Genomic DNA, 13,779 nt, shown 5'->3' with positions numbered 1-13,779 from the left:
TCCGTACGTTGACGACACCGGCCCGCCATGCTCGCCTCGCGGCAAGTGGTCGCTCGAAGCGACGAAGGTTGGGCCCGGGGGCTTGGATCGAGCCGGTGCCGTACCCAGGCTAACAAACCGGGCTCAGTCCCGGAGGAGGTCCGGGACACCCCGGGCGTCCGGCTCGTCGCGGCGGCCCGACACCACGGTGAGTTGCTGCGTCGCACGGGTCAGCGCCACGTACAGCACCCGCAGCCCGGCGGGTGACTCGTCGGCGATCTCGGCCGGGGACACGACGACGGTCGCGTCGTACTCCAGGCCCTTCGCCTCCAGGCTGCCGAGGGCGACGACACGGTCGCCGAGCTCCGCGAGCCAGCCGGCCGCCTGCTCGCGGCGGTTCATGGCGACGACGACGCCCACGGTGCCGTCCACGAGGTCCAGGAGGCGGCGCGCCTCGTCCCGTACGACCGCGGCGAGGTCCTGGTGGTCCACGCGGACGAAACGGGGCTCCACGCCCGTGGAGCGCACGGCGCGCGGGGACTCGGCGCCCGGCATGGCGAGGGCCAGGACCTTGCCGGCCAGTTCGGCGATCTCGGCGGGGTTGCGGTAGTTCACGGTGAGCGTGAAGCGGCGGCGGGGGCGGGTGCCGAGGGCCTCGTCGCGGGCCTCGGCGGCCTCGTCCGGGACGGACCAGGACGACTGGGCGGGGTCGCCGACGACGGTCCAGGTGGCGGTGCGGCCGCGGCGGCCGACCATGCGCCACTGCATGGGCGTGAGGTCCTGGGCCTCGTCGACGATGACGTGGGCGTACTCGGTGCGCTCCTGCGCCAGCCGCTCGGCGCGCTCGCGCTGCGACTCCTCCCGTACGGGCATCAGCTCCTCCAGGCCGGTGAGCTGGTCCAGCGGGTCGTACTCGCGCTTCCTGCGGGGGCGCGCGGGGGCGCCGAGGAGGGTCTGGAGCTCGTCGAGGAGGGCGACGTCGTGGACGGAGTACGTGTCGCGGCGCAGGGAGCGGGCGACACGGCGTACCTCGCCGGGGTTGAGGACGCGGCGGGCCCAGCGGCCGAGGCGCTTCTCGTCGGCCATGGCGGCGAGGACGCGGCGCGGCGTGAGCTCGGGCCACCAGGCGTCGAGGAACTCGGTGAAGGAGTCCTCGGACGTGATGTCGTCGTCGAAGGACGAGCGCAGTTCGGCGGCCAGCTCGGGGTCGGTCTGGCGGGCGGCGGCGCCGGTCTTCGCGTACAGGGCGTCGAGGACGAGCCGGCGGGCGCGGGGCCGCAGGAGGTTGACGGGGGCGGTGCCGCCGAGCGCGCTGTGCCGGATGCGCCGCAGCTCGTCGGCCTCCAGCTCGACGCGCCGCCCGAAGGCGACGACGCGGAGGCGGTCGGGCGCGTCGCCCAGCTCCAGGGCGCCGCGCGCGGCGTTGCGCAGCACCTTGAGCATCCGGGACGAGCCCTTGACGCGGGCGACGGCGGGCTCGTCGTACGCGGTGGCCTCGACACCGTCGACGAGGCTGCCGACGGCACGGATGGCGACCTGTCCCTCCTCGCCGAGCGAGGGCAGGACACCCTCGGTGTACGCGACGAGGAGCGGCGTCGGGGACACGATGAGGATCCCGCCGGAGTACCGCCGCCGGTCCTGGTAGAGCAGGTAGGCGGCGCGGTGCAGGGCGACGGCGGTCTTGCCGGTGCCGGGCCCGCCTTCGACGTACGTCACGGAGGCGGCGGGCGCCCGGATGACGAGGTCCTGCTCGGCCTGGATGGACGACACGATGTCCCGCATGGTGTGGCTGCGGGCGCGCCCGAGCGCGGCCATGAGGGCGCCGTCGCCGATGGCAGGGAGTTCGGCGCCGTCGAGGGTGGCGGTGAGCTCGGGGCGCATGAGGTCGTCCTCGACGCCGAGGACGCGGCGCCCCTTCGACCGGATGACCCTTCTCCGTACGACCCGGCCGGGGTCGACGGGCGTGGCCCGGTAGAAGGGCGCGGCGGCGGGGGCGCGCCAGTCGATGACGAGCGACGAGTAGTCGGAGTCGAGGACCCCGAGCCGCCCGATGTGCAGGGTCTCGGCGATCTCGGCGGTGTTGTCGGGGCGTACGGCGTCGTCGGCGGCCTCGACGGAGGTGTAGGCGCCGTCGGGGCCCTTCTTGCCGTCCTTCCCTCGGAGAAGATCGATCCGCCCGAACAGGAAGTCCTCGAACTCGGCGTTGAGCCGGTTCAGATGGACCCCGGCGCGGAACACCTGGGCGTCCCGCTCGGCGAGCGCGCCGGGGGTGCCGACCTGGCCGCGCTTGGCGGCGTCGTGCATGAGGAACTCGGCCTCGTGGATCTTCTCCTCGAGGCGGCGGTACACCTGGTCCAGGTGTTCCTGCTCGACACCGATCTCCCGGTCCCGGACCGAGTCGACGGCTTCCTGCGCGGCCACGAGGCCCCCTTCTGACGTGCACTGGGCAGCCGTCGAGGGTACGCCACGTTTCCGCCCCTGTCAGGCGCGGCGCCGGCACAGCACTAGCCGGCCGACCTGATCACCCGCGCGAGCGCGTCCCGCGTGTACTCCTCGTCGTAGTCCGCGCCCGTCAGCAGGACCTGCAGGCAGATCCCGTCGAGCAGGGCGACCAGGGTGCGGGCGGTGCGGGGGTCGGTGCGGTGGGCGAGGAGGGCCGTGACCTCCTCGCACCACTCGGCGGCGACGGGGCGCAGGGCCGGGCGGCGCAGGGCGGCGAGGTAGAGCTCGTACTCCAGTTCCGCGCCGGTGCGGTCGCCGTCGAGCCAGCCGCCGGTCAGCCGGGCCAGTTCGGCGGCGAGGTCGCGGTCGGGGTCGGCGAGGGCGCCGCCGTGTGCGCGTACGACCTTGGCGAAGCCCTCGTTGGCCTGGCGGAGGGCGGCCACGAGGAGGTCGTCGAGGGTCTTGAAGTGGTACGTGGTGGAGCCGAGCGGCACATCCGCCTCCGCCGCGACGGCGCGGTGGCTGAGCCCGGCGATGCCGGAGCGCCCCACCACCCGGATCGCGGCGTCGACGATCCGCTGCCGCCGCTCGGGGTCGTACCGCCGTGCCGCCGCCATCAGTGCGCCCCTCCGAGGTTGAGCAGCACGACACCGAGGATCACGAAGGCGATCCCCGCCAGCTTGGCGAGGCCGGCCGGCTCGCCGAGGAAGAGGATCCCGATCGCGGCGACGGCCGCGGTGCCCGCCCCGGCCCAGATCGCGTACGCGGTGCCGACCTGCATCGTCTTCAGGGTCTGGGCGAGCAGCGCGAAGGCGATGAGATACCCGGCGAGCGTGCCGAGCGAGGGCCACAGCCTGCTGAAGCCCTCGCTGTACTTCATGGCCGTCGTCCCGGCCACCTCCGCCGCGATGGCCGCGGCCAGCAGTCCGTATCCCATGTGTACGAGCGTACACATGGATATGTACGCCCGTACACAACGCTAGGCGCCCACCTTCACCAGGGGGGTGCCTTCGAACGTGCGGACCTCGAAGTGGTCGATGTCGTCGCGGGGCATCGCCGCGCCCCCGTGGACGTACAGGGGTTTCCGGGACATCTCGTCGGGGCTGTTCTCGATGCCGTAGCCCCACGCCGGGACCGCCCAGGACGTCACGACCTCCTCCTCGCCCGTCTTGGAGACCGCGATGAGGTTGCACTTCAAGGGGCCCTTGACGTTCTTGAGTTCCAGGACCATGTCGGTGCCCCAGGCCTTCTTCTCCAGGCCGACCGTCGCGCTCACCTTCGTCTTCGCGTCCGTCGCCCGCACCTTCTCGCCCATGTCCGCGAGGACCGCCGCCCCCGCCGGGCTCGTCGGCCGCGGGGGCGCCGCCTGGTTCGTGCGGTCGTCGCCCGACAGGGCGGCCACCGCGACGGCCGGGCCCGTGATGATCAGGGCGGCCGCCGCCGCCAGCAGGTAGCGGCCGCGCCGGCGGCGGCGGGCGCGATGGACGGTCACCTGGTCCACCAGGCGGTCCAGGAGCGGCGGGTCGGCGGCGAGCGACGGCGCCGCGGAGGGGGGCGGGGTCATGATCTTCACAGGGGGCCTGCCCTCCGCCAGCAGGGCCAGCATCGGCTCCATGCCCGACAGTTCGTCCAGCCGGGCCGCGCACAGCCCGCAGCCGGCGAGGTGGGCCTCGAAGGCGGTGGCGTCCGCGTCGTCGAGGACACCGAGCACGTACGCCCCGACGGCGTCGTGCGGCGTCGCCCCGTCGCCGGATCCGGGACCCGGACCCTGGCCAGGACCCGAACCCGAACCCGGACCCGGGCCCGGACCCGGGCCGGAGGCGCCTGGGCCGTAGCCGTAGTCGGGCGTCGTCATGCCGATACCCCCCTCTCCTCCAGAGCCAGCTTCATCGAGCGCAGTGCGTAGAACACACGGGACCGGACCGTCCCGCTGGGTATGCCGAGCGTTTGGGCGGCCTCGTTGACCGTACGCCCTTTGAAATACGTCTCGATCAGAACTTCCCGGTGGGCCGGGGTCAAATCGTCGAGGGCGTCGGACAACGTCATGAGCCACAGCGCCTTGTCGATCTCGTCCTCCGCGGGCATGACCTCCAGCGGCGACGGATCGACCTCCTGCGGCCGGGCCTGCCGGCTGCGGTGGGCGTCGATGACGATGCGGCGGGCGACCGTCACCAGCCAGGGTCTGACGGAGCCGGTGGCCCGGTTGAGCTGACCGGCGTTCTTCCAGGCACGGATGAGCGTCTCCTGTACGACGTCCTCGGCGCGCTGGCGGTCGCCGGCGACGAGGCGGAGCACGTAGGCGAGCAGCGGTCCGGCGTGCTCACGGTAGAGCGACCTCATCAACTCCTCGTCCGGGACAGGGCCGTTGACGTGCCGCGCCGCCGCGCGATGCCGGGCCCGATGCATCCCCCGACGGTCATCGGCCACGGCGGCATCCTTGCGCACCTGAACCTCCCCGGTCGAGTCCCCGTCCTGCTCCTTGCCCCCTTCACTACGGAGATCCGTTCCGGTTGTCTCAACGCGTCCGGGATTTTTCCCGGGACCCCGCGACACGGGCCCTGTGCCGCGCCACCCGTTCCCTGTTGCCGCACGTCGCGCTGGAGCACCAACGGCGCCGCCCGCCACGGGAGGTGTCCAGGTAGACGCGGTGGCAGTGGTCGCCCGCGCACTGCCGCAGCCGGGCCCGCGCCGCCGGGTCGGTCAGCAGGTCGACGGCGTCCCGCGCCAGCGCGGCGAGGAGCGCGGCGCACTCGGGCGGCGCCCCCAACTCCCGTACGAGACAGCCGTCGTCGGTCCGTACCGCCCGGGGAGCGGGCGGCGCGGCCTCGGCCGCCAGGGCGTTCAGGCGGTGCAGGGACGCGGCCAGGTCCCCTGCGGGCGGGGCGAGTTCGGCCCGTACGAGTACGTCGATGTGGACGCGGAGTTCCGCGAAGCGCTCCACCCAGCGGCAGTCGACCGCGGGCAGCGGCGTCCCGGCCGGCACCAGGCCGCAGGCGGTGAGCCAGCGGGCGAGCCGCTCCGGACGCACCGGGGGCTCCGCCATCAGGTCCAGGCAGCACCGCCCGGGGTCGAACCGCCGCTCGCCGCCCATGTGCGCGTCACCGCCTCGGGGTCACCACCGGCCTGGTGTGGCTGCGCCACCGCGTGTCGTGCTGTCTCTGCTGTGCCCCTCAGAGTGCACGCCCACGCCGGTCACCGGAACCCCGTCCGCCGCGGTGGCGGAATGTCGGACCCATCGGGACGCCGTGGGGCCCCCTACGCCGTGGGCCCCCTACGCCGTGGGCCCCCTACGCCGTGGGCCCCCTACGCCGTGGGATCCCTACGCCTCCGCCGCGTACGCCGGTTCCGCCGTCGGGTCCAGGGCCAGGCGGTAGCCGCGCTTGACGACCGTCTGGATCAGCTTGGGCGCGCCGAGGGCCGAGCGGAGGCGGGCCATCGCCGTCTCCACCGCGTGCTCGTCACGCCCGGCACCCGGCAGGGCGCGCAGCAGGTCGGCGCGCGAGACGACCCAGCCGGGCCGCCGCGCCAGGGTGTGCAGGAGCGACATCCCGGCCGGCGGTACGGGCCGCAGCTCGCCGTCCACCAGAACGGCGTGCCCCCGGATCTCGATGCGCCGCCCCGCGACCGGCAGGGTGCGGGCGCGGCCCGGGAGCTCCTGGCACAGCAGCTGCACCAGGGGCCCGAGCCGGAAGCGGCCCGGCTGCACGGTGTCGATGCCCCGGGACTGGAGCGGCACCGCGGTGACCGGGCCGACGCAGGCGGGCAGCACGTCGTGGCGCAGCGCGTCCAGCAGTTCGTCGCGCAGGCCCCGGTGCTCGGCGCGGGAGAGCAGCGACGCGGCGGCGGGCGCGCTGGTGAAGGTCACCGCGTCCAGGGAGCGGGCCACGGCCGCGTCGATGAGCCGGTCCAGCGGCGCCTGGTCCTCGGGCGGCATCCACCGGTAGACCGGTACGACGACCACGTCCGCCCCGGCGTCGTCCAGGGCCTCCACGAAGCCCGGGAGCGGTTCACCGTGGAGCTGGAGGGCGATACGGAGTCCGGCCACGCCCTGGCCGAGGAGCCGGTCCAGGACCTCGGCCATGGACTCGGTGGCGGGCGACCACTCCTCGGTGAGGCCCGCCGCGCGCACCGCGCCCTTCACCTTCGGGCCGCGGGCGAGCAGCCGCACCCCGCGCAGGACGGCGAGGAGCTCCTCGCCGTGGCCCCACCCGTCGGCGGCCTCCACCCAGCCGCGGAACCCGATCGCCGTGGTGGCGACGACGATGTCCGGCGGCCGGGTGACGAGGGCCTCGGTGGCGTCGAGGAGCTCCGCGTCGTCGGCGAGCGGCACGATGCGCAGCGCCGGGGCGTGGACGACCGCCGCGCCCCGGCGCTGGAGGAGCGCGCCCAGCTCGTCGGCGCGGCGGGCCGCCGTGACGCCGACCGTGAAGCCCGCGAGCGGGCCGTGCTCCGGCGCCTGCTCCCGGTGCCGCTCCGGCCGCTGCTCAGGCCGCCGCTCCTGCTGCTGATCCTGCTGCTCGTGCATGGCACCCGAGGGTGGCAAGGGTGCGTGACAGACCGGGTTCACGCGCGTTTCCCCGCCGTTACGTACCACGCCCGCTCACACCTCGGAGTAGCTGAGCTTCCGCTGGGCCGTGGGCGCTTCCACGGGCTCGACCGGGGCGGGGGCCGGGCGGCGAAGGTATACCGCCCAGGTCACGGCGATGCACGCCGCGTAGAAGAGGAGGAAGGCGACGAAGGCGGCGGTGCCGGTGCCCGCGGTCTGGAACGACTGCCGGAAGGCGAGGTTGATACCGAGGCCGCCGATGGCGCCGACCGCGCCGATCAGGCCCATCGAGGCGCCGGAGAGCCGCCGCCCGTACGCGTCGGCCGCCTCGCCCCTCAGCCCCGACGCGTACGCCTTCGCCTTGAAGATGGCCGGGATCATCTTGTACGTGGAGCCGTTGCCGAGCCCGGTCAGGATGAACAGGGCGATGAAGCCGACGAGGAAGACGGCCAGCGACGAGATGACCGAGGCGAAGACGACGACCCCGGTCGCGGCCGCCATGGCGACGAAGTTCCACAGGGTGATGCGGGCGCCGCCGTACTTGTCGGCGAGCGAACCGCCGACGGGCCGGATGAGCGAGCCGAGCAGCGGGCCGATGAAGGTGAGCGACGCCGCCTGGAGCGGGGTGCGCCCGAACTGGGTCGTGAGGACCAGGCCGAAGGCGAAGCTGTAGCCGATGAACGACCCGAACGTGCCGACGTACAGGAACGACATGATCCAGGTGTGTCCCTCGCGCACGGCGTCCTTGGCGGCGCCGGTGTCGTTCTTCACGGGCGCGAGGTTGTCCATGAACAGCGCGGCGCACACGGCGGCGGCGACGATCAGCGGGAGGTAGATGCCGAGGACGACGCGCGGGTGCGCGGCGCCCGCGGTGCCGATGACAGCGAGGCCGACGAGCTGGACGACCGGTACGCCGATGTTGCCGCCGCCCGCGTTGAGGCCGAGGGCCCAGCCCTTCCTGTGGAGCGGGAAGAAGGCGTTGATGTTCGTCATCGACGAGGCGAAGTTGCCGCCGCCGACTCCGGTGAGCGCCGCCACGATCATGAAGGTCGTGTACGACGTGCCGGGCTCCATCACCGCGAACGCGGCGCCCGTCGGCAGCAGCAGGAGCAGCGCGCTGAAGATCGTCCAGTTGCGGCCGCCGAACCGGGCCACGGCGAAGGTGTACGGCACGCGGATGACCGCGCCGACCAGCGTCGCGACGGCGATCAGGAAGAACTTCCCGGCCGGGTCGATGCCGTACTCCGGGCCCATGAAGAGGACCATCACCGACCACAGGGACCAGATGGAGAACCCGATGTGCTCGGAGATCACCGAGAAGAGCAGATTGCGGTTGGCGATCCGCTCACCCTTCTCCTTCCAGAAGGTCTCGTTCTCGGGATCCCATTGCTGGATCCACCGTCCGCCAATCGGTCCACCCATCGCGCACCTCCGGTGTGTGCTGCCGGTCAAGCCCTGAACCCGTCAGGTGCTGACGCTAGGGAGGGCGCGTTTCAGGCCGGTCATCCGAGGTGACCGGCCTGAAACCTTGCTCTCACAGCGGCGCGCGGTCCGTGTGTGAGCGTGTGGGCGTGTGGGCGTGTGGGCGTGTGAGCGCCGGAACGCCGGCGGCGGTCAGGCGGGGCCGCGCATCAGGGCCGCGTCGGGCTCCGGGAGCCAGGCGCCGTCCGGTACGGCCAGCCAGTTCTCGCGCGCGGCCAGCTCGGCGGCGGCGGTGCGCAGGGCGTCGAGCCCCGGATGCTTCAGCCCCTTGCGCCACACCAGCGCCAGCGGTGACAGCGGTACGGGGTCGACGAGGGGCCGCAGGACGGCACCGGGCATGGCCGGGAAGTCGACCACGGCGAGCACGGGGGTACGGGTCTTGGCCATGACCCGCCGGAACTCCTCCTTGCCGACCGCGAGCGGCGCGGGCGGCGCGACGCGGATGCCGCGCCCCGCGAACAGTTCGGCGGCGAGGCCGGTCCACTCCGGGGTACGCGGGTTCCCGGCGCCCGCGTACACGGCCTCGCCCGCGAGCGCGGCCAGCTCGACGGTGTCACGGCCCGCGAGCGGATGGTCGTCCGGGAGGACCACGGCCATCCGCTCGTACCGTACGGGCTGCCAGGCGAGCCGGGCGCGGACGGCGGGGTCGAGGCCGGCGACCCGGCCGAAGGAGGCGTCCAGGCGGCCGGCGAGGATCTCGGCGGCCGCTCCGGTCAGTCCGCTCTCGAAGCGGGCCATCAGTTCGCAGTCCGGCACCAGCTCGCGGGCCCGGTCGAGGACGCGGGCGGTGCACATGCCCGGCGAGTTGAGGTCCACGAGCAGCGGGCGGGGCCCGGCACCGGCGAAGGCGGCGGCCAGCTCGTCGTACGCGGCGAGCACGGTCTGCGCGTACGGGCGGAGCCGCTCGCCGTCCGGCGTGAGCGTCACCTGCCGTGTCGTGCGGACGAACAGCTCGGTGCCGAGCTCCCGCTCCAGGCGGCGGATGTCCCGGCTGAGCGCCTGCTGGGCGACGTACAGGCGGGCGGCGGCGCGCGTGAAGTGCAGCTCGTCGGCGACGGCGGCGAAGGCGCGCAGGAGGCGCGGGTCGAGGTCGTGGGGCACCCCCGGAACTTACAACAGAAGTGCGTCAATCACCTCTGATCAGGTGTTGGACCGCAGAGGGCACGCGCGGCGATCTTTGAGGCATGCCGCAGTCCACGACGACCCCCGCCCCTGCCCCTGCCCCTTCGCCTTCCCTCTCCCCTGCCCTGACCGCCGAGTCCCTGGTCCTGGCCCCCCGCTACGCCGAGCCCGGGCCATCGCTTCCGCGTCCCCTCCCCCGCAACCCGTACCTGCGGCTGTTCTCCCTGCCCGGCACGCGCGCCTTCACGGCAGGCAATCTGATCGCCCGGCTGCCGATGGGCATGTTCACCGTGAGCGCGATCATCATGATCGCCGGTTCGCGGGGTTCGTACGCGCTCGCCGGGGCCGTCACCGCGACGGGCCTGGCGGCCACCGCCGTGGTCGCGCCGTTCACGGCCCGGCTGATCGACCGGTACGGGCAGGCGCGCGTCGCGGTGCCCGCCACGGTCGTGGCCGTACTGGGCTCGCTGGCCCTGCTGCTGTGCGTCCACTACGGCGCACCGGACTGGACGCTGTTCGCCGCGTACGCCGCGACCGCGACGACGCCGAACACCGGCGGCATGTCCCGCGCCCGCTGGGCGCACCTGTACCGCGACGACCCGGCGGCCGTGCACACCGCGAACGCCTTCGAGCAGGCGGCGGACGAGCTGTGCTTCATGACCGGACCGGTGATCGCCGCGTTCCTGTGCGCCGCGCTGTTCCCGGAGGCGGGCACGCTCATCGGTGCCGTACTGCTGCTGACCGGCATGCTGCTGTTCGCCGCGCAGCGCGGCACGGAACCGCCCGTCGCGCCCCGGGCGGCCGGCGCCCCGCCGACGCGGTCACCGCTCCGTACGGCGGGTGTGCCGCCGCTGCTGGCGGTGTTCCTGGCGACGGGCGCGATCTTCGGCTCCATGGAGATCGTCACGCTGGCGTTCATCGACGGCCCGATGGCGGGCCCGGTGATGGCACTCCAGGCGCTGGGCTCGTTCCTGGCGGGCCTCGCGTACGGATCGGTGCGCCCGGCCCGGGACGTGCGGCGCCGACTGCCGGTGTGCCTGGCCGCGCTGGCCGTCCTGATGGCGCTGCCGCTCCTGGCCGCGGGCACCGGTTCGCTGCTCGCGCTGGCGGGCGCGCTGCTCCTGGCGGGCATGGCGACCGCCCCGACGATGGTCACGGGGATGACGCTGGTCCAGCGGCTGACGCCGCCCGGGCAGCTCAACGAGGGCATGACCCTGGCGGTGACCGCGCTGCTCGCCGGTGTCTCGACGGGCGCGGCGGCGGGCGGCTGGCTCGTGGAACGCGCGGGCCCGGCCACGGCGTACGCCCTCCCGGCGGCCGCAGCCGCGCTGGCCCTTTCCCTGGCTGTGATCGGCTTCCGTCAACCGACCCGCTGACGGAGGCACCCGCCAGTGGCCGCTCTCGTGTGGGGACTCCGGCGGCAGGATGTCACGCGTTCCAGACGATGTTGCAGATGTAGACGCATTCATGGCGGGGGACGGCAAGGAACTGGATGAAGCCGCGTCCGCCGAGGATCGGGAAGTTTCTCAAGCCACCCGGCTTCTCCTCCGGCCTGCTGCCCGCTGTCTCGGCGTCACGCCCGAGGGCGGCGAGTTCAGTGGCGATCCGCTCGACCTCGGCCACCACACCGACGGGAAGTCCGGCGATCAGGTATTCCTCGCTCGGGTTGTAGTCCCACTTCCAGTCGTTCACAGGCCCGCCTCGGCCTCCGCCTTGGCGTGGATCTTCCTGATCTCGGTGATGGCGTCCGTCGGGTCCTCCACGCCCATGCTGATCACCTCTTCCAAGTGGCTCAGCCGTGCGGCACGGGACGGGTATCGCTGGATCGCCACGAACACACCCCACGTGTGGACGAAGGTCCGCAGCGGTGCGAGTGACTGCGTCTGCTGGGCGTTGGTCGTCGCTTCGACAAGGTCCTGCACGAACGCCTGCACACGGGTCGGTGTCAGTCTCTCGACCGCGGTACGCAATGCCTCAGGCGTGAGGGGCGGCATGGGGATCAGCGGCTCGAACTCCGGTTCTGCGCTGTGGGCGGTCATGTGCGAGTCCTTCGGGTTGCAGGCTGGTCCGGCCAACGACGGTACCGATTCCACCGCCCGCCCGCGCCCCTCACAACCGATGTGCGCTGCGCAGTCCGCACCGCGACATGCGACAGGGCCCTGGCCCACGGCTTCCGCCGCAGGTCAGGGCCCTGTCCAGGGATGGTGGAGATGGCGGGAATCGAACCCGCGTCCAACGGTGCGGAACCAGGGCTTCTCCGTGTGCAGTCCGCTGCGCTTTTCTCGGCCCCGGAGATCACGCGGACAAGTCTCCGACGGGCTCAGTCACTGTTTGATTTCCTTCTGGGCCCCGTGACCGGGCTCAGAAGTTTAGTTCCCTAGCTGATGCCAGGATCCGGGTCGGGAACAGCCCCGGGCTGACACTTCGCGAGTCGCTACTTAGGCAGCGAGGGCGAAGGAATCGCGCTTGGTGTTGGCGATTATTGGTTGCGACATATGGTTTACGAGATCATTGCCGCTTCCTCGACACGCTTCCCCTGCTTCGACAGCCGCTGTCGAAACCGATCATCCCCATGTTGATTTTTCAAACCCCCGGAGGGGCAAGCCCCTGCCGTGCGGGGCAGGTGCCATCGTACGTGACCAACGCGGGACGGTGCCAGCTTATTTCCCGGGCCCCGTGACCCGCCTCACGCCCGCTGGCGTCGCTTCACCGCGGAGATCGCCCGCTCGGCCTCGCGGCGGTCCTGCTTCTCGCGCAGGGTCTGCCGCTTGTCGTACTCCTTCTTGCCCTTGGCCAGCGCGATCTCGACCTTGGCCCGGCCGTCCTTGAAGTACAGGGCGAGGGGCACGACCGTGTGACCCGTCTCCTGCGACTTCGACTCCAGCTTGTCGATCTCGGCCCGGTGCATCAGCAGCTTCCGCTTGCGCCGGGCTGAGTGGTTGGTCCAGGTGCCCTGGCTGTACTCCGGGACGTGCACGTTGTGCAGCCAGGCCTCGTGGCCGTCGATCTGCACGAAGCCGTCCACGAGCGAGGCCCGCCCCTGGCGCAGCGACTTCACCTCCGTGCCGGTCAGGACGAGGCCGCACTCGTAGGTGTCCAGAATGTGATAGTCGTGCCGCGCCTTCTTGTTCTGCGCGATCAGCTTGCGCCCTTTTTCCTTTGCCATAGTGCTGTCATTTTCGCACTACGCCCCGCCCCCGAGGCCACTCAATACCGTACGGGCCCGCTCCTCGGCGCGGTGCGCGGCCGGGACGTCGGGCGTGATGCCCCGGCCGTCGACGCGCAGGCCCGCCGGGGTGCGGTAGTGGCCGACGGTGAGCTCGGCGACGGAGCCGTCCGGGAGCCGGCTGGGCATCTGGACGGCGCCCTTGCCGAAGGTGCGGGAGCCGACGGTGACGGCCCGGCCACGGTCCTTGAGGGCGCCGGTGAGCAGCTCGGCGGCGCTCATGGTGCCGCCGTCGACGAGCGCGACGAGGGGTCTGCCGGTGTCGCCGCCCGGCTCCGCGTACAGGGCCTTCTCGTCGCCGTGGACGTCGTACGTGGCGACGAGCCCGCCGTCGAGGAACGCGGACGCCGCGTCGACGGCCTCGGTGACCAGGCCGCCGCCGTTGCCGCGCAGGTCGAGCAGGACGCCCGCGCCGTCCGGCGCGTCCCGTACCGCCTCCCGTACGAGGTCGCCGCTGCCGCGCGTGAACGCGGTGACGCGGATCAGTACGGCGTCGCCGCCCAGCCGGTGCACGGTGACCGCCTCGGTGGCGAGCGTGGCGCGGCGCAGGGTCAGCGTCCAGTCGCGGGCGCCGCGCCGGAGGCCGAGCACGACGGGCGTCCCGGCGGCCGCGTCCGCGCTGTCGCCGCCGGTGCCGGTGCCGGTGCCGTCGCCTTCGCCGCGCAGCAGGGCGGCCACCTCCGAGCCGGAGCGGCCGGCGACGGGGCGTCCGTCGACGGTGCGGAGGCGGTCGCCGGGGCGGATGCCGGCGCGGTCGGCGGGGCCGCCGGACTGGACGCGGGCCACCTCGATGTGCCCGTCGGCGGTACGCCGGGACCAGAGCCCGACGCCGGTGTACGCCCCGTCGAGGGCGCGCTGGAACTCCTCGTACTCGCCCCGGTCGTAGACCGCGCCCCAGCGGTCGCCGCTGCGGCTGACGACCTCCTCGGCGGCCTGCGCCCCGGACCTGCCGTCCGCCAGCGCCTCGGCCGCCGCCCGGACC

Annotated in this window: 14 protein-coding genes and 1 other RNA gene; 1 reads left to right on the top strand and 14 read right to left on the bottom strand. The window is 73.1% G+C overall.

Translation table 11 applies throughout. The features are described from left to right. Positions 1-123: 123 nt before the first annotated feature. The 9 genes from HTZ82_RS29485 to HTZ82_RS29445 all read right to left on the bottom strand — a co-directional run bounded on the left by HTZ82_RS29485 (position 124) and on the right by HTZ82_RS29445 (position 9,550). The gene (locus tag HTZ82_RS29485) at positions 124-2,400 is read right to left on the bottom strand and encodes a UvrD-helicase domain-containing protein (RefSeq protein ID WP_175412446.1); all 2,277 of its coding nucleotides are present in this window, start codon (positions 2,398-2,400) and stop codon (positions 124-126) included. A gap of 83 nt (positions 2,401-2,483) precedes the next feature. Beyond that, entirely contained in the window at positions 2,484-3,038 is a 555-nt protein-coding gene (locus HTZ82_RS29480) for a TetR/AcrR family transcriptional regulator (protein WP_175412445.1), read from the bottom strand. Continuing rightward, positions 3,038-3,358: a multidrug efflux SMR transporter gene (locus HTZ82_RS29475; protein ID WP_175412444.1), complete on the bottom strand. Its 321-nt coding sequence runs from the start codon at positions 3,356-3,358 to the stop codon at positions 3,038-3,040. Before HTZ82_RS29475 ends, HTZ82_RS29480 begins: the two co-directional genes overlap by 1 nt. Before the next feature lie 42 nt (positions 3,359-3,400). Further along, a complete protein-coding gene (locus HTZ82_RS29470; RefSeq protein WP_175412443.1) occupies positions 3,401-4,276 on the bottom strand; it encodes an anti-sigma factor in 876 nt (291 codons plus the stop codon). Further along, positions 4,273-4,827, bottom strand: a complete 555-nt coding sequence (locus tag HTZ82_RS29465; RefSeq protein WP_217624727.1) for a sigma-70 family RNA polymerase sigma factor — start codon at positions 4,825-4,827, stop codon at positions 4,273-4,275. The genes HTZ82_RS29470 and HTZ82_RS29465 overlap by 4 nt, the downstream gene beginning before the upstream one ends. A 109-nt stretch (positions 4,828-4,936) precedes the next feature. After that, entirely contained in the window at positions 4,937-5,512 is a 576-nt protein-coding gene (locus HTZ82_RS29460) for an ABATE domain-containing protein (RefSeq protein WP_175412441.1), read from the bottom strand. A 228-nt stretch (positions 5,513-5,740) separates the two neighbouring features. Beyond that, positions 5,741-6,946: a uroporphyrinogen-III synthase gene (locus HTZ82_RS29455; protein ID WP_175412440.1), complete on the bottom strand. Its 1,206-nt coding sequence runs from the start codon at positions 6,944-6,946 to the stop codon at positions 5,741-5,743. A gap of 75 nt (positions 6,947-7,021) precedes the next feature. Then, a complete protein-coding gene (locus HTZ82_RS29450; protein ID WP_175412450.1) occupies positions 7,022-8,377 on the bottom strand; it encodes a nitrate/nitrite transporter in 1,356 nt (451 codons plus the stop codon). A 204-nt stretch (positions 8,378-8,581) separates the two neighbouring features. Next, complete coding sequence (locus HTZ82_RS29445) at positions 8,582-9,550, bottom strand: LysR family transcriptional regulator (RefSeq protein WP_175412439.1); 969 nt, start codon at positions 9,548-9,550, stop codon at positions 8,582-8,584. 83 nt (positions 9,551-9,633) lie between these two features. On the opposite strand from HTZ82_RS29445, the gene HTZ82_RS29440 reads away from it, so the two are divergent. Continuing rightward, on the top strand, positions 9,634-10,947 hold the full coding sequence (locus tag HTZ82_RS29440; RefSeq protein ID WP_175412438.1) for an MFS transporter: 1,314 nt from the start codon (positions 9,634-9,636) through the stop codon (positions 10,945-10,947). 52 nt (positions 10,948-10,999) lie between these two features. On the opposite strand, the gene HTZ82_RS29435 is transcribed toward HTZ82_RS29440, so the two are convergent. From HTZ82_RS29435 to HTZ82_RS29415, 5 genes are all read right to left on the bottom strand, one after another. Then, positions 11,000-11,263: a hypothetical protein gene (locus tag HTZ82_RS29435; RefSeq protein ID WP_175412437.1), complete on the bottom strand. Its 264-nt coding sequence runs from the start codon at positions 11,261-11,263 to the stop codon at positions 11,000-11,002. Further along, complete coding sequence (locus HTZ82_RS29430) at positions 11,260-11,610, bottom strand: DUF6247 family protein (protein WP_254712204.1); 351 nt, start codon at positions 11,608-11,610, stop codon at positions 11,260-11,262. The genes HTZ82_RS29435 and HTZ82_RS29430 overlap by 4 nt, the downstream gene beginning before the upstream one ends. A 163-nt stretch (positions 11,611-11,773) precedes the next feature. Next, positions 11,774-12,143, bottom strand: a transfer-messenger RNA (tmRNA) gene (ssrA, locus tag HTZ82_RS29425). A 114-nt stretch (positions 12,144-12,257) separates the two neighbouring features. Continuing rightward, on the bottom strand, positions 12,258-12,737 hold the full coding sequence (gene smpB / locus HTZ82_RS29420; protein WP_175412436.1) for an SsrA-binding protein SmpB: 480 nt from the start codon (positions 12,735-12,737) through the stop codon (positions 12,258-12,260). An 18-nt stretch (positions 12,738-12,755) separates the two neighbouring features. After that, positions 12,756-13,779 (bottom strand): S41 family peptidase (locus HTZ82_RS29415; RefSeq protein WP_175412435.1); only part of this gene is annotated, 1,024 nt, incomplete at its 5' end.

The sequence above is a fragment of the Streptomyces sp. TRM64462 genome (genome assembly GCF_013362995.1).
Classification (GTDB): domain Bacteria; phylum Actinomycetota; class Actinomycetes; order Streptomycetales; family Streptomycetaceae; genus Streptomyces.
This window is presented reverse-complemented; position numbering and strand designations above follow the sequence as displayed.